Annotated in this window: 12 protein-coding genes and 4 pseudogenes; 10 read left to right on the plus strand and 6 right to left on the minus strand. The window is 65.9% G+C overall.

The window, feature by feature from the left end; translation table 11 throughout:
- Nucleotides 1-36 precede the first annotated feature (36 nt).
- Genes G4G31_RS14990 through G4G31_RS15000 form a run of 3 tightly spaced genes read right to left on the minus strand, consistent with a single transcriptional unit; the run spans nucleotide 37 to nucleotide 1,510 of the window.
- Entirely contained in the window at nucleotides 37-357 is a 321-nt protein-coding gene (locus G4G31_RS14990) for a DUF2288 domain-containing protein (RefSeq protein WP_182988351.1), read from the minus strand.
- Between the two features lie 23 nt (nucleotides 358-380).
- Nucleotides 381-1,064: an RES family NAD+ phosphorylase gene (locus G4G31_RS14995; RefSeq protein ID WP_374011241.1), complete on the minus strand. Its 684-nt coding sequence runs from the start codon at nucleotides 1,062-1,064 to the stop codon at nucleotides 381-383.
- A 2-nt stretch (nucleotides 1,065-1,066) separates the two neighbouring features.
- The gene (locus G4G31_RS15000; RefSeq protein ID WP_182988352.1) at nucleotides 1,067-1,510 is read right to left on the minus strand and encodes an antitoxin Xre-like helix-turn-helix domain-containing protein; all 444 of its coding nucleotides are present in this window, start codon (nucleotides 1,508-1,510) and stop codon (nucleotides 1,067-1,069) included.
- A 124-nt stretch (nucleotides 1,511-1,634) separates the two neighbouring features.
- On the opposite strand from G4G31_RS15000, the gene G4G31_RS15005 reads away from it, so the two are divergent.
- A complete protein-coding gene (locus tag G4G31_RS15005; protein WP_229425011.1) occupies nucleotides 1,635-2,087 on the plus strand; it encodes a hypothetical protein in 453 nt (150 codons plus the stop codon).
- Between the two features lie 124 nt (nucleotides 2,088-2,211).
- Here G4G31_RS15005 and recJ read toward each other — a convergent pair.
- The 3 genes and pseudogenes from recJ to G4G31_RS26300 all read right to left on the minus strand — a co-directional run bounded on the left by recJ (nucleotide 2,212) and on the right by G4G31_RS26300 (nucleotide 4,939).
- Nucleotides 2,212-3,859: pseudogene (gene recJ, locus G4G31_RS15010) on the minus strand (single-stranded-DNA-specific exonuclease RecJ).
- Nucleotides 3,860-3,903: 44 nt separating this feature from the next.
- Entirely contained in the window at nucleotides 3,904-4,605 is a 702-nt protein-coding gene (locus G4G31_RS15015; protein WP_229425012.1) for a hypothetical protein, read from the minus strand.
- Complete coding sequence (locus G4G31_RS26300) at nucleotides 4,586-4,939, minus strand: hypothetical protein (protein WP_229425013.1); 354 nt, start codon at nucleotides 4,937-4,939, stop codon at nucleotides 4,586-4,588. The genes G4G31_RS15015 and G4G31_RS26300 overlap by 20 nt, the downstream gene beginning before the upstream one ends.
- Before the next feature lie 215 nt (nucleotides 4,940-5,154).
- On the opposite strand from G4G31_RS26300, the gene G4G31_RS15020 reads away from it, so the two are divergent.
- The 9 genes and pseudogenes from G4G31_RS15020 (at nucleotide 5,155) to G4G31_RS15055 (ending at nucleotide 16,900) form a co-directional block, all read left to right on the plus strand.
- Nucleotides 5,155-6,429, plus strand: coding sequence for a lipoprotein-releasing ABC transporter permease subunit (locus tag G4G31_RS15020; protein ID WP_182988353.1), 1,275 nt, complete (start codon nucleotides 5,155-5,157; stop codon nucleotides 6,427-6,429).
- Nucleotides 6,430-6,466: 37 nt separating this feature from the next.
- Nucleotides 6,467-7,745 (plus strand): annotated as a pseudogene (locus G4G31_RS15025) (lipoprotein-releasing ABC transporter permease subunit).
- Nucleotides 7,738-8,436, plus strand: coding sequence for a lipoprotein-releasing ABC transporter ATP-binding protein LolD (gene lolD, locus G4G31_RS15030; RefSeq protein ID WP_182988354.1), 699 nt, complete (start codon nucleotides 7,738-7,740; stop codon nucleotides 8,434-8,436). The pseudogene G4G31_RS15025 and the gene lolD overlap by 8 nt, the downstream one beginning before the upstream one ends.
- An 8-nt stretch (nucleotides 8,437-8,444) precedes the next feature.
- Nucleotides 8,445-9,256 (plus strand): annotated as a pseudogene (locus tag G4G31_RS15035) (TatD family hydrolase).
- Between the two features lie 187 nt (nucleotides 9,257-9,443).
- Nucleotides 9,444-10,528, plus strand: a pseudogene (locus G4G31_RS26305) (type VI secretion system Vgr family protein); the annotation flags it as partial.
- Nucleotides 10,529-11,031: 503 nt separating this feature from the next.
- The gene (locus tag G4G31_RS26310; RefSeq protein ID WP_229425014.1) at nucleotides 11,032-12,222 is read left to right on the plus strand and encodes a type VI secretion system Vgr family protein; all 1,191 of its coding nucleotides are present in this window, start codon (nucleotides 11,032-11,034) and stop codon (nucleotides 12,220-12,222) included.
- A 106-nt stretch (nucleotides 12,223-12,328) separates the two neighbouring features.
- Nucleotides 12,329-13,363: a T6SS immunity protein Tli4 family protein gene (locus G4G31_RS15045; RefSeq protein WP_182988355.1), complete on the plus strand. Its 1,035-nt coding sequence runs from the start codon at nucleotides 12,329-12,331 to the stop codon at nucleotides 13,361-13,363.
- Nucleotides 13,356-15,155 carry a triacylglycerol lipase gene (locus G4G31_RS15050; protein WP_182988356.1) on the plus strand — a complete coding sequence of 600 codons (1,800 nt, stop codon included), beginning with the start codon at nucleotides 13,356-13,358 and terminating at the stop codon, nucleotides 15,153-15,155. The genes G4G31_RS15045 and G4G31_RS15050 overlap by 8 nt, the downstream gene beginning before the upstream one ends.
- Complete coding sequence (locus G4G31_RS15055) at nucleotides 15,152-16,900, plus strand: T6SS immunity protein Tli4 family protein (protein ID WP_182988357.1); 1,749 nt, start codon at nucleotides 15,152-15,154, stop codon at nucleotides 16,898-16,900. The genes G4G31_RS15050 and G4G31_RS15055 overlap by 4 nt, the downstream gene beginning before the upstream one ends.
- Nucleotides 16,901-16,945 lie beyond the last annotated feature (45 nt).

The raw sequence follows: 16,945 nt of genomic DNA on the forward strand, positions 1-16,945 counted from the left end.
CTGGAGTGGATTGCCGGCCAGGGCCGGCGCGAACCCTCAGTGCAGGGCTTTTTTCTCCGGCTGCACCAGGATGAAGGGGTGCACCACCGAGGCCCAGAGGGCGGCGTCGGCGGCGGTCCAGGTACTTGCCTGCAGGTCCGACACCTTGGCCACCTTGCCCTCGGCCATCCAGCGCGAAATGCTGTCCTTGTCGTCGTGCGAGACGCGCAGGGCGACCTCGATCAGGTCGAGTTCTTCGCTGACGTAGATCACGTTGCCCTGGGCGAAATGGCGCTCCAGCTCGCTCCACTGGATGCGGCCGGTCTCGCGGTTGATCTTGTCATGCAGTTCGGTATCGTTCTCGGGCTTGGTTTTCATGTGTGGCTCGTGTGCTGCAATGTTCAGATGATCTCGACCGTGGGAAGCGGCGAACCCGCCCATGTTAACCGATAGGCCTGCGCCTTGCGTACATTGCCGACCAGCGCGGGCCGGAAGCAGGCGAGGTTGGTGCCGCTGGATGCGCGCACGCTCGGGTAGATGATGCCCATGGAGCCGGCCTCCAGCAGCTCGGCCGCCAGCGCCTGGGAAGCCACGTAGCTTTGCGGGTCGAGGCAGGCGGCCAGGCTGCGTACGCCGCGAATGTCGTGGAAGCTGCCGGAAAAATCGGCCAGCATCGCCTGGTAGGTGACGCTGTCGTCGAAGCGCTTGATTTCCTGGTATTCGACGGCCTTGTGGAAGCTGACCTCGGCCAGGGCCGTCTCTGCCTCGAAGGCGCAGTACCACGCGCCGCGGCTGCCATCGTTGAAACGGCTGCCTTCCGGGCGCGCGTAGGTATAGGCGGCGTTGATGATGCGGAACTGCGGCACGCCGAACACCAGCTCGTCGACGCCGATACCTGGCAGCAGGCCGCTCTCGCCGCGCAGGCGCTCGTTGGTGGCGTTGTCGAGATCGAAGAGGTCGCGCAGGGTGGCGTCGTCGTCGGCCAGCGGCGCCAGCACCGAATCCTCGACGTCGGCAAAGCGCGACGGGATCAGGCGGCAGGTGTCGAACTGGCGCAGGCTCGTCAGTTTGGGAACGACGGCCAAGGTCAGAGGCCTCCGCGGCGCGCGTCGAGTAGCTGGCGCACCGTCTGCATGGCCAGCAGGCCGCCGCCCAGCATGTGGGCCAGCGGGGTGCGACCGCCGAAAATCATGTTGCTGTTCGGGAGCATTACCCACTCGTCGGCGAGCTTGTCGCCATACAGGATGTGCAGGGCCTTGTAGATGCCGAGCAGGTAGGAGATGCGCGTGATGCGGTCGACCTCCAGCACGCGGTCGCTGTTCTTCTTCCAGTCGTAGAAGCTTGATCCGGACAAGCCGCCGAGGAGTTCGCGCGCATCGTCGTCGCGCAGCTGCCAGGCGGCGGCCAGCTTGAAGAAGCCCGTCAGGGCGGATTTCGACAGGCGCTCGCGCTCGGCGCGGGAATTCAGGTCGATCAGCACCGCCGGTTCGAAGCGGCTCCTGGGATAAGAGTAGGCGTGGGCGGGTTTCATCAGGTTCCTCCGATAATGGAGTCGTTATACTCCGTTTTCGTACCTGATGCAACTGATAGTTGTCAAGCCGGCAGCGCCGTGACAGAATCGCTGTCGACTTGTCAATAGGAAATTATTCTATGCGTTGGCGTTCGGCGGGGCTTCTTCTGGTGGCAGCGGTCGTGATAGCGGTGGCCGCGGCGGGCTTGGCACGTGGTTCGCGGGTGCCCGCGGACGCGCTCAGGCAGCAGGTCTTCCAGGCCGAGCGCGGCTTTGCCGCAACGATGAAGGCGCGCGATTTCGACGCCTTCACCGGCTACCTGTCGCGCGAGGCCGTGTTCATGAGCCCCGCGGGCCGCAGCGCGGCAAGGAAGCCGTCGCCGTCGCCTGGCGGCCGTATTTCGACAAGCCGGATGCGCCGTTCTCGTGGGAGCCGGACCAGGTCGAGGTGCTCGATTCGGGCACGCTCGCTTTCAGCAGCGGTCCGGTGCGCGATCCGTCGGGCAAGCAGGTCGGGCGCTTCAATTCCGTCTGGCGGCTGGAAGGGCCGGGAACCTGGCGGGTGGTGTTCGATCGCGGGTGCGATTGCGGGCGCTAGCGGGGGCAGCAGCGAAACGAGGCGCACGGCGAGCAGACGCGTGGTTTCCGCTGCCGGTTGGACGCGTGGGCGGCGCGAGCGTCGCGTGGACGTCGCGGTCGCGGTGGAGCCGACCACCCTACGGTTATGCCGGTTCGGCGTGCTCCACCAGCAGCTGCACTTTAGTGACCCCGTTGTACTCGTTGGCGTCCAGCCTGAACGCCACGCGCGCACGGTCTCCCAGCCCCTCGGTGCGGCCGAACCAGATGGCGTCGTAGCGGCGGCCATTCTTCTCCAGCAGCAGTTTCAGGTGCTTTTCCTTCAGGATGCGCTGGCTCAGCACGCGGAATTCGTCGCAGAACACGGGCGGCGCAAAGCCCTGGCCCCAGACCTGGCCATCGCACAGCTCGATGAAGGCGGTGGAGTAGAACTCGTCCTCGAGCGGGCCGTCGGTCTCGACCACGCGCTCGAGCTGGGCTTCGGTCAGCCAGGCGCGGCCCACGGCCTCGAAGGCCTGGCAGAAGGTGTCGAAGGATTCGTGGCGGATGGTGAGGCCGGCCGCCATCGCGTGGCCGCCGAACTTGTCGATCAGGCCTGGCACGCGTTTGGATACCAGGTCGAGCGCGTCGCGCATGTGAAAGCCGGGGATCGAGCGGCCCGAACCCTTGATGAGGCCCGCGCCGCCCGGCGCGAAGGTGATCGTCGGCCGGAAGAACTTTTCCTTCAGGCGCGAGGCGACGATGCCGATCACGCCCTGGTGCCAGCCTTCGTCGAACACGGCAATCGTGCTGCTGTCCTGGGGCGCGAAGCTGTCCAGGTGCAGCAGGGCGGTATCCTGCATCTCGGCTTCGATTTCGCGGCGCTTGAGGTTGATTTCGTTGAGCTGCTGGGCGATCGCCCAGGCGCGGCCCTCGTCGTCGGTGGTGAGGCACTCGATCCCGAGCGACATGTCTTCCAGCCTTCCGGCGGCGTTCAGGCGCGGACCGAGCGCAAAACCCAGGTCGAACGGCGAGGCGCAGCGCGCTTCGCGGCCTGCGACCCGGAACAGCGCCGCGACGCCCGCATGCATGCGCCCGGCGCGCATGCGTTTGATGCCCGGGCGACCAGGATGCGGTTGTTGGCGTCCAGGCGCACCACGTCGGCCACCGTGCCCAGCGCGACCAGGTCGAGCAGGTTGTCCAGCTTCGGCTGGTTCTGCGCATCGAACACGCCGCGCCGGCGCAGTTCCGCGCGCAGGGCCAGCAGCACGTAGAAGACGACGCCGACGCCGGCCAGGTGCTTGCTCGGAAAGCCGCACTCGGGCTGGTTCGGGTTGACGATCACGCGCGCCGGCGGCAAGGCGTCGCCCGGCAGGTGGTGGTCGGTGACGACGACTTCGATGCCGCGCCGGTTCGCCTCCAGCACGCCCTCGATGCTGGCGATGCCGTTGTCGACCGTGATGATGATGTCCGGGGACTTTTCGCGCGCGGTCAGTTCGACGATCTCGGGCGTGAGGCCATAGCCGTACTCGAAGCGGTTCGGCACGATGTAGTCGACCTGCGCGCCCATCGCGCGCAGCCCGCGCAGGGCCACGGCGCAGGCGGTGGCGCCGTCGCAGTCGTAGTCGGCGACGATGGTCATCTTCTTGCCGGCGCCAATCGAGTCGGCCAGGAACACGGCCGCGGCATCGATATGGCGCAGCGCGTTCGGCGGCACCGGGGCCGCCAGTTCGCTCGCCAGTTCGCGCGGGTCGGTCGGCCGCGCGCGGCGTAGATGCGCGCCAGCACGGGGTGCACGCCGCCCTGGCGCAGCATTTCGGAATGGCGCACGGGGCAGGGGCGGGTGGAGAGTCGGGTTTTCACAGCAGTCGGTCCAGGGTGGGGCGGCGCCAGAACTTGCGTTGCGCCAGGGCGTTGGTGGTGAATTCGGCCAGGGCCTCGCGGTGCCCGAGCACGAGCGACACGCCGCGCAGGCGTCCCTTCATCAAGGCTGCCAGGATGGGTGCGAACAGCCCGGCTTCAAGCATCTGCATCTGCGCGACCCAGCCGCCCCAGTCGGCGGCGCGGGCATAGGGCGCCACGCTGCCGCACACAAGCACGGTGTCGGTTGCGAAGCCGGTCGACAGCGCGGCGATGAGCGCGGCGGGATCGTCGATGCGGACGTCGCTGAGTGCGGCCAGCCATGGCGGCGTGTCGAGCGCTGCCAGGCGCAGGCCAGGTGCGCGCTGGCGCGTGGCCTCGGCGCCGCCCCAGAGCCAGAAGCCGTTCACGGCCGGCAGCCGGCGCGCTTCGCGGGCAGCGTTGACCGGGTGCGCATGCCATTCGATCTGCACCTCGTTCTGCAGGCGCCTGAAGGCGGCAGCCTGGGCGCCTATCGGCATCCAGTCGGTCAGGTCCATGCCCGGGGCCGCGTCGACGGTCGCCGTGTCGAGTTCGCCCCAGCCGTCGGCACGCATGAACCAGGTGGCCGCGTCGCCATACACCAGCGCATGGCCGCGCTCCTCGAACAGGGGGCGTGCGGCGTCGAACAGGGCGCGGCTCTCAGGCTCGGGCCAGGCCAAGGGCGCCGGGGTCGCCCATCATCAGGTGGGTGCGGGCAATCTCGATGTGCACCGGCTGCACGACGAACCAGGTGCCTGCTGCCTGCTCCACCCCGTAGGCGCGCATCGCCGCTGCCGCGACCGCCGGGCGTCCAGCATCCTGCAGGCCGAGGAAGCGCGCCAGCCATGTTTCGTGCGGCAGGGCGCGTACCGCGTCGTCGCCCGGCAGGCGCGCATGGTGCGCGGTCTTCGAGGTCAAGGCGGCGAGGGCGGGAGCCTGCAGGGCACGCACCAGGTCGGGCGCGAATTCGGTGACGGGGAGGGCGTACGGAAGGACGATCGTGAGCTGGGACATCCCATGATTGTAAGTCAAAAGCGCGGCTGGAGCCCGGGCAATGGGCGGTGTTGACGCGTTGGCAAGCGGCCGGGCGTGCGTTCGCTTGCGCGTTTCGCAAGGGCGGCAAACGGTCGCCACGAGTCTGGCTTCCCGGCACGAATGGCGGCGCGCCCTGTCATGGATGAGCTTTGTGTGGCAAACTGCGGGGTCAAAGTTGTCAAACACTAAAATACATGAGCATCATCCACAAGCTGCCGTACGAATGGCTGGTCGGCCTGCGCTACACGCGCGCCGGCAAGCGCAGCGGCCGTAACCGGTTCATTTCCTTCATTTCGCTCATTTCCGTGGCCGGCATCGCCCTCGGCGTGGCCGCGCTGATCGTGGTGCTGTCGGTCATGAACGGCTTCCAGAAGGAAGTCACCGACCGCATGCTGTCGGTGCTGGCCCATGTCGAGATCTACGACCTGCGCGGCGCCATGCCGAACTGGCAGCAAGTCGAGCGTGACGCCCGCCGCAATCCGCAGGTGGCCGCGGCCGCACCCTTTGTCGAGCTCCAGGGCATGCTGCTGCGCGACGGCGTGATGAAGCCGGTGCTGATGCGTGGGGTGCTGCCTTCGGCCGAAGTCACCGTCTCCGACGTCGCGAAGCAGATGCGCCAGGGTAGCCTGGCCAGCCTGCGGCCCGGTTCCATGAATGTTGTGCTGGGCAGTGCGCTGGCGAAGAACCTGGGCGTGCAGCCGGGCGAGCGCATCACGATGCTGCTCGCGAGCGGTTCCGGCAGCGGCGGAGGGACGCAGAACGCGCTGCCGCGTACCCGGACCTTCGTCGTTTCCGGCATCTTCGAGGCCGGCCACTACGAATTCGATTCCGCGCTCGCGTTTGCCCACCTCGACGACGCCGCCATGGCCGCCCAGGTGAATGGCCCGTCCGGCCTGCGCCTGCGCCTGCACGACATGCACCAGGCGCCCCGCGTGGCGGCCGAGCTGCGCCGCAGCATGGGGGGCGAACTGGTGATGCGCGACTGGTCGCAGGTAAACAGCATCTGGTTTGCCGCGGTCGGCTCGCAAAAGCGCATGATGTTCATCATCCTGGCGATGATCATCGCCGTGGCCGCCTTCAACCTCGTGTCGACGCTGGTGATGACAGTAAAGGACAAGCAGGCCGACATCGCCATCCTGCGCACGCTGGGCGCCTCGCCGCGCTCGATCATGAAGATCTTTGTCGTGCAGGGGACGCTGGTGGGCATCCTTGGCGCCGCTCTCGGCGTGGCGATGGGCGTGCTGGTGGCGCTGAACGTCGACGTCATCGTTCCCCTCATCGAACGCGTGCTCGGGGTGCAGTTCCTGTCGAAAGAGATCTACCTGATCAGCGAAATTCCTTCCGATCTGCGCTGGCCCGACGTGCTCGCCATCGGCGGCTTCGCGGTACTGCTGGCCTTCCTGGCGACGCTCTACCCCAGCTGGGCTGCCGCACGCGTCAAGCCGGCCGAAGCGCTGCGCTACGAATGAGCCGCGATCACGAACCTGTTGCAAGAATCGACGAACCATGAGCTTCATCCAGAAACTTCCCTCGCATTTGCCCTATGAGTGGCTGGTCGGCCTGCGCTACACGCGTGCCGGCAGGGGCGCCGCCAACAACGGCTTCATCTCCTTCATCTCGCTGATCTCGGTGGCCGGCATCGCGCTCGGCGTGGCGGCCCTCATCATCGTGCTGTCGGTGATGAACGGCTTCCAGAAGCAGGTGACCGACCGCATGCTGCAGGTGCTGGCCCATATCGAGGTGTTCGACCCGCGCGGCGACATGCCGCAGTGGCGCGAGGCCGAAACCCAGGCACTGCGCCATCCTTCCGTGCGCGCCGCCGCGCCCTTCGTCGAGTCGCAAGGCCTGCTGCAGCAGGGCAGCGTAATGCGCCCGGCCAGCATTCGCGGGGTACTGCCCGAGGCCGAGCGCAAGGTGTCGGATGTGGCAAACACCATGCGCCAGGGCCGTTTCGAGTCGCTCACGCCCGGCAGCTTCCACATCGTGCTCGGCTACGCGCTGGCGGGCGGGCTGGGTGTGCAGACGGGCGACAAGGTCACCATGCTGCTGGCCCAGGCGCAGACGACGCCCGCCGGCATGCTGCCGCGCATGCGCACCTTCACCGTCTCGGGCATTTTTCGAATCCGGCCACGCCGAGTTCGACGCCAGCCTGGCCTTCATCAACATCGAGGATGCCGAGCGCATGGAGCGCCTGTCGGCACCGGCCGGCCTGCGCCTGCGCATCGCCGACATGCGCCAGGCGCCGCAGGTGGCGGCTGAACTGGAAAAATCGATGCCGGGCGACCTGGTCATGCGCGACTGGTCGGCGCTCAACGCGGTCTGGTTCGGCGCCGTACAGACCGAAAAAAAGATGATGTTCATTATCCTCACCCTGATCATCACGGTGGCTGTCTTCAACCTGGTCTCGACCCTGGTGATGACGGTCACCGACAAGCAGGCCGACATCGCCATCCTGCGCACGCTCGGTGCGTCGCCAGGCTCGATCATGAAGATCTTCATGGTGCAGGGGGCGCTGGTCGGCCTGCTCGGCACCGCGCTGGGCGTGGGCGGCGGCGTGCTCGTCGCCCTGAACATCGATGTCATCGTTCCATTCATTGAACATTTGTTGGGAGTGCAGTTCTTGTCGAAGGATATCTATCAATACAGCGCCGTCCCCTCGGACATGCAGTGGCCGGACGTCGTCACCATCGGCCTGGTCGCCGTCGTGCTGGCCTTCCTGGCCACGCTCTACCCGAGCTGGTCGGCCTCGCGCGTGAAACCCGCGGAGGCGCTGCGCTATGAGTGACGCAATGAATACCCCGGTGCTGGCCTGCCGCGGCCTGGGCAAGACCTTCAGGCAGGGCGACTACGAAGTGCAGGTGCTCGATGCGATCGACTTCGCGGTCCACCGCGGCGAGCGCGTGGCCATCGTCGGCGCCTCCGGCTCGGGCAAGTCGACGCTGCTGCACCTGCTGGGCGGCCTGGACACCCCGACCACGGGCTCGGTCACGCTGATGGGCGAGGACTTCGCCACCCTGTCCGAAGCGCGCCGGGGCGACCTGCGCAACTCGCGCCTCGGCTTCGTCTACCAGTTCCATCACCTGCTGCCCGAGTTCTCGGCGCTCGACAACGTGGCCATGCCGCTGATGATCCGGCGCGAGAAGCGCGCGGTAGCGAAGCAAAAGGCGCAGGCCATCCTCGAACGCGTGGGGCTGGGCAAGCGCGTCGTGCACCGTCCGGGCGAACTGTCGGGCGGCGAGCGCCAGCGCGTGGCGCTGGCGCGTGCACTCGTCACCGGCCCCGCCTGCGTACTGGCCGACGAGCCGACCGGTAACCTCGACCAGAGCACGGCCCACAATGTGTTCGACCTGATGCTGGAACTGTCGCGCACCCTCGGCACCGCGTTCGTGATCGTCACGCACGACATGGAACTGGCACGCCGCTGCGACCGCGCGCTGCGCATGACGGAACACGGGCTGCAGCCGCTGGAGGCTTGAGGGCCCCCATGTGGATCGACACCCACTGCCACCTGGACGCACGCGAATTCGGCACCGAGGCCCCGCGGTGGCCGCGCGTGCGGCGGCGGGCGGGGTGGCGATGATCGTGCTGCCCGCTGTCGAACGCGGCAACTTCGCCGCGGTGGCGCAGCTGGCCCACACCCAGCCGAACGCCTGCTATGCGCTGGGCATCCACCCGATCTGCGTGCCCCAGGCGCTTGACGAAGACCTGGATGCCTTGCGCGCGGCGGTACAGGGGGCGATGGGCGATCCGCGCTTCGTGGCGATCGGCGAGATCGGTCTCGATTTCTTCATCCCGCACCTGTGCGAGCCGGCCATGCGCGAGAAGCAGGAGCGCTTCCTGCGCGCCCAGCTGCGTATCGCGCGCGACTTCGGCCTGCCGGTGCTGACCCACGTGCGCCGCTCGCAGGACCAGGTGCTGAAACACCTGCGCCAGATCACGCCGCCGTCCGGCATCGCCCATGCATTCAACGGCTCCTTCCAGCAGGCCGGGAGCTTCATCAAACTGGGCATGCACCTCGGCTTTGGCGGCGCCATGACCTTTACGCGCGCGCTGCAGATCCGGCGCCTGGCGGCCGAGCTGCCGCTCGCTTCCATCGTGCTCGAGACCGACGCGCCCGACATTGCCCCGACGGGTGCACCGGGCCGCAACAGTCCGGAACAGCTGCCGGCCATCGGTGCCGCACTGGCTGCCATTCGCGGCATCCCGGTCGACGAGTTGCGGCCGGCGGCATGGGAGGCCTCGCTGACCGCGATCCCGCGCCTGGCGCCACTGCTGGCGGCTGCGGCGGCTTCCTGAATCGAGGGCAGGCGGGTAGCCGGGCTCTACTGGTCATACATACAGTCGACGCGGTCCTGCGTGCGAAGTTCGCGACAAGCGGCCTGAGCCCGATGACACGGCGCAACTGTGTAATGTCGGGTTCGTGCGACCATGGCGTTTTGGGGTCGGGGAGACGGCATTGGACAGCGCGAGCGCATTCCTGCGGGTGCTACAGCACGAGAAATCGCTCACTACCGCGCACCGCGTCCTGCGCCTGCGCCTGGCCCGGGGCGAAGCCGCCAGCGACGCCGCGGCCGACCGGCTCGACGACATCCTGCTACCGCAGCGCATCGCCGGCAGCGAGTCGATTTGCGGCGGCATCGAGTATCGCGTCTCCTGCGTCGCCAGCGACGCGTCGCTGCCGCTGAAGGAACTGATCGCGCTGCCGGCCGAAATCCAGGTCGTCACCGATCGCGGCGGCCTGCGCAGCATCTGTGGCATCGTCACCGAAGCCCGTTCGGGCGACAGCGACGGCAGCCTGGCCACCTATCAGCTGGTGCTGCGCGACGCGCTCGCCGTGATGGAAAAGCGCGTCAACAGCCGCATCTTCCGCAACCTGAACGAACTGCAGATCGTCCAAGTGCTGTTCGACGAGTGGCGCCATGCCAACGCGGTGCTGGCGGGCGCTTTTGAATACGAGTTTGACGCGCTGCTCGACCTGCGCCAGTATCCCGCGCGCGAGCAGACCATGCAGTACAACGAATCGGACGCCGCTTTCGTGCGTCGCCTGCTGCGCCGGCGCGGCATCTGCTGGTGCGTGCGTCCTGGCCGCGCACGCACCAGCAGCGTGGAGCCGGATCGCGACGCGGTGCCGGCGCACACCCCGGTGCTGTTTGCCGATGCCAGCCACCTGCCGCAGAGCGCGGCCGGCAGCCTGCGCTATCACCGCGATGACGCGACCGGCGAGCGCGATGTCGTCACCACCGGGGCGGCGCGCGCCGCCTGAGCGCGGGCAGCGCCGGCCGCCATAGCTGGGATTACAAGGGCGCCGGTGGCGGCGCCTTCATGGCCAGCACCGCCCGCAGCGCAGTCGACCAGGGCAATCACGGCAATGCCCTGGCCGCCACGCTCGACGACTACCAGGTCGAGGCACCGCACACCGGCAACGACAGCGACGACCACTGGCGGCTTGGCGAACTGCGCATGCGGCGCCACGAGTTCGAATCGAAGTGCTTCCATGGCGAGGGCACGGTGCGCGACCTGCGCGCCGGCGAATACTTCGCGCTGGAAGACCATCCCGAGATCGACACCCATGCGCCCAGCGAACGCGAGTTCGTCGTCACCGAACTGCGGGCGCAGGTGCGCAACAACCTGCCGGGCGAGCTGTCGGCGCGCGTCGAGCGACTGCTGGCGCGGAGCAGCTGGGCCGAGGCCGGCGACGACGATGCCAATGTCCGTATCGGCTTCACCGCGGTGCGCCGCGGCGTGCCGGTGGTGCCGGCTTTCGACGCGCGCACCGACCTGCCGCATCCGCCGCTGCAAAGCGCACTCGTGGTCGGCCCCGAGCACGAAGAGGTGCATTGCGATGCGCTCGGTCGCGTCAAGATCCGCTTTCCCGGCATGCGCAGCGGCGACCACGAACACGCGGGCGGCGCTGGTGCCTCGGATTCCGCGCGCGATTCGGCCTGGGTGCGCGTCGCCTCGAACTGGGCCGGCAACGGTCCCGGCGCCCAGCAGTGCGGCGCACTGTCGCTGCCGCGCGTCGGCAGCGAGGTCCTGGTGGCCTTCCTCGGGGCGATCCCGACAAGCCGGTCGTGCTCTCGCAGCTGTTCAACGGCCGCGCGGTGCCGCCTGCGCTCAGCGCGAACGGCGCGCTGCCGGGCAACCGCTACCTGTCCGGCCTGCGCAGCCGCGAGATCGGCGGACGGCGCGGCAGCCAGCTGCGTTTCGACGACACCCGCGGCCAGATCAGCGCCCAGCTGGCGAGCGACCACGCCGGCACCGAGCTCAATCTCGGCTGGCTGACGCGCGCGCGCGCCGACGGCGAGGGCGAGCCCGGGGGCGAGGGCGCCGAGCTGCGCACCGACAAGGCCGTCGCCGTGCGCGGGGGGCAGGGCGTGCTGATCAGCGCAGAAGCGGGCGAGGGCGGCCAGCTGGAACGCGAGGCCCTGGTTGGCCTGGCCGAGGTCATGCAGGGCGTGCTCGACGAAATGGCGCGCCAGGCGATCGACCACAACGAGGACGAGGAAGCGAAACCGCGCCTGGCCGAACTGGTTGAAAAACTGAAGCGCTGGCATGAAGGCTCGAACCTCGCCGAAGGCAAGGGCGGCGCGCCCATCGTCGCCGCCAGCGGCCCGGCCGGGGTACTCGTCGCCAGCGAAGACAATGTCGCCATCGGCGCCCAGTCGAAGATCGACCTGGTGTCGGCGGCCGACACCGAGCTCTCTGCCGGCCGCAATATTTTTGTGCGCGCCGCCCGCAGCCTCAGCCTGTTCGCCTATTCGCTCGGCATGAAGCTCGTCGCCGGCCGCGGCAACCTGGTCCTGCAGACGCATGAAGGACATATCGAGATCAAATCGTCCGGCCGCATCAGCCTGATCGCCGCCGAAGGCATCGACCTGCAGGCGCCGCATGTGAAGGTGGTGTCCGAGGGTGCGCAGACGGAGTGGCGCGGCGGTGTGATTACCCAGCAAAGCAGCGGCGAGCAGGTGGTCAAGGCAACGCGAGTCGTGCACGGCGGCCCGGGCGGCGCCACGCCGACAGGCCTCGACCTGGCCAATGGCGACCTCGTCGCCGACGAGCGCTTCCTCGTGATCGACCGCCAGACCGGCAAGCCCGCCAAGGGCCAGCGCTACGTCGCCCGGCACCAGGACGGCACCACCATCGAAGGCGTGACGGACGATGAAGGCTTTACGGCGGTGTTGCAGACCTACGCCCTGGGGGATGCGGAGATCCGGTTGCTGGCCGATGAGGATGAGGCGTCGGCTAGCGCGGGCGCGGCATGAGGGCGGCCCGCGTGACAACGGACCTCGGTTATGGTGGCGGCAAACCGCGCGATGCAGTTCGTGTAATCATTTTTTGCGCAGGTGAACATTGATGCTTCGAGTTCGCATGATCGCACCGTGGCTGCTTGCACTTGTTGTGACCGCAAGTGTACTTACGGTAGCCGCCAGGACGTCCCGGACCGCCGAAGACGTGGCGGAGGTATCGGCGCTGACCCGACAGACCAAAACAGTCTGCGTTGGCCGGTTCCTGATCGACGTGCCGGAGCAGGCGCAGGTACGCATCGAACCGGCGATGGTGAGTGGTTTCGACATCACTCGCTCGAATGAAGTAGCGCGGAGTTTCGCTGCCAATCTAGCTGACAGAGAGCAGGTGTTGGCGGCAAAACCCAATATGCTGGGCAAACGGAACATCGAATCCGTGACCGATGTACGTGGCGGCGAATTCACTGGCAAGGTATTTGTTCACAGCCGCTACCGCAGCTACAGTATCGAGAGCGAAAAGCGTGTCTACAGCGACAGCGTTTCTGTGGAAGGGCATGTCCACAAGGACGGCGTGACGCTCAGCTTTGCAGCTGACACTTTCGATCCGGCGCAGACAGACCTCTTACCCCAACTGCTTGCCCGGCTTGTCAGCCGCGGCGACGAGGAAAACCCGGACGCTCGCGGATTTTGTATCAGCGGTGCATTTATCCAGGACAGTAATAAAGAAAGCCGTTCCGAAAGCATATCGATGTCTGCAAGGCTGTCTGGCCATCCCGATGTCGACATGGTTTTGTGGACGAATGCAGCCAGCATAAAAGGACCGATGCTGCTTGCGCGAAATGCTGCGGCAATGGACTTGCTAACGCGGGCACGCTCGCGCACTTTGCGTGAGGGTAGCCGCGTGATCCATCGCATGGCCGGTGAGGAGGTCGCGCTGAAAGTGGCTGAAATGAACCTCGCCACGGTGTACGGCTTCGCGTGGGAGACCCGAGGGACAGATGACAACGTCGCCGTTCCGCATCTGTCATTTGAAATGGATTCTGGTGTCAATCCGCGCGCGGGCGGCAAACCGGTGTCGTCCAGCTTGAGCGAAGATGCCATGCTCATGCTTTGGGGCGCGATTTCATCCAGCATCCGCCCGCGAGCGCAACATGACTGAGCCGACGCGACCGATTCGCCAACCGACAGTCGACGCCGACGGGAGCCTGGTTGCCCGTAGTGTCGTCACGCCCAAGGCCTTTAAGGTTCGCGCGAAGGTGACGGTAGGCTCGCGCAGGGTCATCCCGGTCATCTTCGTTCCCGGAATCATGGGTAGCAATCTACGCGTGCGCGTGGACGCTGATGCAAAGCGCGACGATTCCCGCACGGAGCTGCCGTCAACCGGCCGACCGGGCAAAGGAGCTGCAGACCGAGCGAACAACGACTACGCAAAGGATAAGACGGATCTAACCCAGCCAGGCGCGCCTGCCTGGCGTCCCCCTAACGGTTACATCGACGGTTTATTCGAAGCGTTCGCGTGGAAGCAGCGCAAACCCGACCTGCGTCAGAAGATTCTCCATCCGTCGTCACTCGAGGTCGATGACGATGGCGAGCTCGGCGACGCGCCGCCCGGATTGAGCCAGGAAGAGATGCGCGCGCGCGGCTGGGGTGAAGTGCACCAGGATTCATACGGCGCGGTCCTGATCGAACTGCAGAAGTATTTGGATACTACCTTTCGCCTGAATGTGCGCCGGGAGCGCGAAATCCGGGACCATTGGAAGCGGGTAATGCAATGCGACCCGGCACGCTGGGGCGTGCGCAAGATAGCGCGCATTACCGAGTCCGAACTCGAACACTACGCCGCTTTCCAGTATCCCGTCTACGCCGTCGGCTACAACTGGCTCGAATCATGTGCGGCCTCGGCACAACGCTTAAGCCAACGGATTGACGAGATCAAGCATTTCTGGAATTCACGCAAACATGAGTGCGAACGAGTCATTATTGTTACGCATTCCATGGGTGGCCTGGTCGCACGTGCTTGTGCGCGCAGTCGCGCAAAAGATCGGGATGACCCAGCGGATATCGCCGGCATAATCCACGGCGTGATGCCGGCCTTGGGCGCTCCGGTCGCTTATCGGCGAATTGCAGGCGGCACTGAAGGCGAACGCTACAGCAATGGCTTTATCGATAACCTCAAAGCCAACAGGTTCGTTGATATTGCCGGTACAACGCCAGAGCAGACGACTGCGGTCATGGCGACGTCGCCCGGCGTGCTCGAATTGCTTCCGAACCACCTCTACCCGAGGCCCTGGCTGCTGGTGAAAACCCTCAGTCGTGTAAATAACGAAGATAAAGAGCAACAAGTTTTGGCTTTACCAGCCGGCGACCCGTATGAGATGTATCGCGATACCGAATCTTGGTACCGCGTGATCAATCCCCATTTGGCTGATCCCGCAGGACTTTTCAAGAACCAGCCGGGCGGGGTAGCGGGTGTCATTCGTAAGGCAATCGATGCTGCAGAGCACATGCATCGTGAAATCCTGACCGTCGCCGAAAGTGAAGAGAAAGGCACGGCCGGGTCGCCCTATTACCACCCTAATACCTATGCGTTTTATGGCTCCGATGCCGATCGGCGCGCATACGGCACGGTGTCATGGGCGGCTCGGGTGCCCCCGGCAAACGGAACGGCACTGACGTCTGCCAACACCGCCAACGCGCGCCCGGCCGGATACACACCCAAGGGGGGGCGCGAGGTCGTGATCGAAGGACGGACAAAACTGCGATTCCACATGTGGGGGCAGGATGCGCCCGGTGACGATACAGTGCCACGGCAGTCCGCTTCCGGCGTCGACCAGCACGTGCGCGCCACATTTGCCGCGACTGGATTCGGTCACCAGGAGTGTTTCACAAATGGCGCAATGCTACTGCTTACGCGCCACTTGATCGTCAAGATTGTTCAAGGCATCAAATGATGCGGATCGTCCGGCGTTGTACGAAATGGCTGCTCGCGCTGGCGGTCGTGGCTATTGGCGGGTTAGCCGGCATTCGGGCAGTACACAGCGGTGAAGACATGAAGAAGGTGGCAACCATGACAGAGCGCATGAAAACCGTGTGCGTAGGGCGATTTCTCGTCGATGTTCCGGAGGATGCGCAGGTATCGCTAAAGCCCGCGCGAGTGGGTGGGTTCGACATCACGCGTAACGAAGAGTCAGTGGATCAGTTCACAAACTGGCTGTCCACCCGTGAGGCAAAACTTGTCTCAGCTGCGAATATGCTTGGCCGGAAAAATGTCGAGTCCAGTAAGGAAATCCGCGGCGAGGGCTTCGTCGGAAAAATTCTGGTTCATAGCCGGTACCGCAGCTACAGTGTGGAAAAAGCTGAGCGCAAATATTATGAAACCGTTTCAATAGAGGGCCATGTAAACAAGGGCGGGGCGACATTTAGTTTCAACAGCGAGGGCGACGATCCTTCGCGTGTTCCAGTCGTCGCTGCGCTGATGACCCAGTTGCTCAGTCGAGCCAATGATGAAATTCCAGCCACGCCGGGATTTTGCATTAACCGAGCAGTGCTTGCCGACCCCTCTCAAAAAGAGTTAATTGAAAGCGTACCGATGTTTGCGAGCTTTCCTGGGCATCCTGACCTAGTAATGGCGTTCTGGTCGAATTCAGGTGCGAGTCCCGGCCCGGGTCTATTGGAACGTAGTGCCGCCGCACTCGACGACACGCCGTTCATGCGTGCGCGTTCACGGATATTGCGTGAAAAGGGGCGGATCATTAACGGGCTAGCGGGCGAAGAATTTGCCGTCAAAGGGACGGAATTGAATTTTGCAACGGGCTACAGCTTTAACTGGGAAATGGCTGGAAAAGAAGGTGATCCATACCTGCCGTCCCTGTCGCTTGAATTACGTGCCGGCGTAAACCCCCGCGCCGGCGGCAAACCCGTCCAGTCCAGCCTGAGCGAAGACGCCATGCTCAAGCTCTGGGACAAGATCTCCTCCAGTATCCGCCTGCGCCCGACCAGCGTCGAAAAAGTCGCGAAGGCCGAAGCGCCAGCGATGCCGCTGGGTGCCTATGCCGAAGCAGGGGAACGCTGCCCGCAAAGCGGGTGGTGGTTGTGCACCGATGCCGGCAGGGACGTCGGGGTACTGGGCGGCCAGCGCCAGTACCTGCGCGCCGGCCAGAAGATGCCGCAGGCGCTGTTGCTGCCGCCGCAGACCCTGTGGCAGAAGGTGCGCGGGCTGCAGCCGAGTTACGAAAGCCGCACCCGCACCGCCCGGAAGCTGGTCGACAAGCGCGAGCGCGCACGGGTCGATCCCGTGGTGCCGCTGGCGCAGGCGACGCTGGCGGCGCAGGCCGATGCAGGCAATGCCATCGGCAGCCCGTTTTCGCTGGCGCAGCCGGGTGCGCCCATTGGCTGCTGCGCCAAGACCGGCATGCAGTGCCCGGCGAGCGGCTGGTGGCGCTGCGAGGAATCGAGTGCGCTCGACGGCACGCGCTGGTTCGCCGCCGGCAGCCTGCTGCCTGCGGCAACCTTCACGCTGCCGTCCAGTGGCTTCGGACGCGGGTTCGGCAAGCCCGAGTCGATCCAGCGCCGCAGCCTCTGGCAGCTGGTGCGGCACGCCACGCAGCCGGGGTACGACACCGGCGATCCCGAGCCGGACAGCGAATTCCCGGACAGCGGGTTGCCCGACGCCGGCGACGCGCCCGGCAACGCCTGACGCCAGCAGCGGACAGGCTGACAGCGCGCGATGCGTTCGGCGATC

Origin of the sequence: Massilia sp. Se16.2.3 (assembly GCF_014171595.1) — a bacterium.
Classification (GTDB): Bacteria; Pseudomonadota; Gammaproteobacteria; order Burkholderiales; family Burkholderiaceae_D; genus Telluria.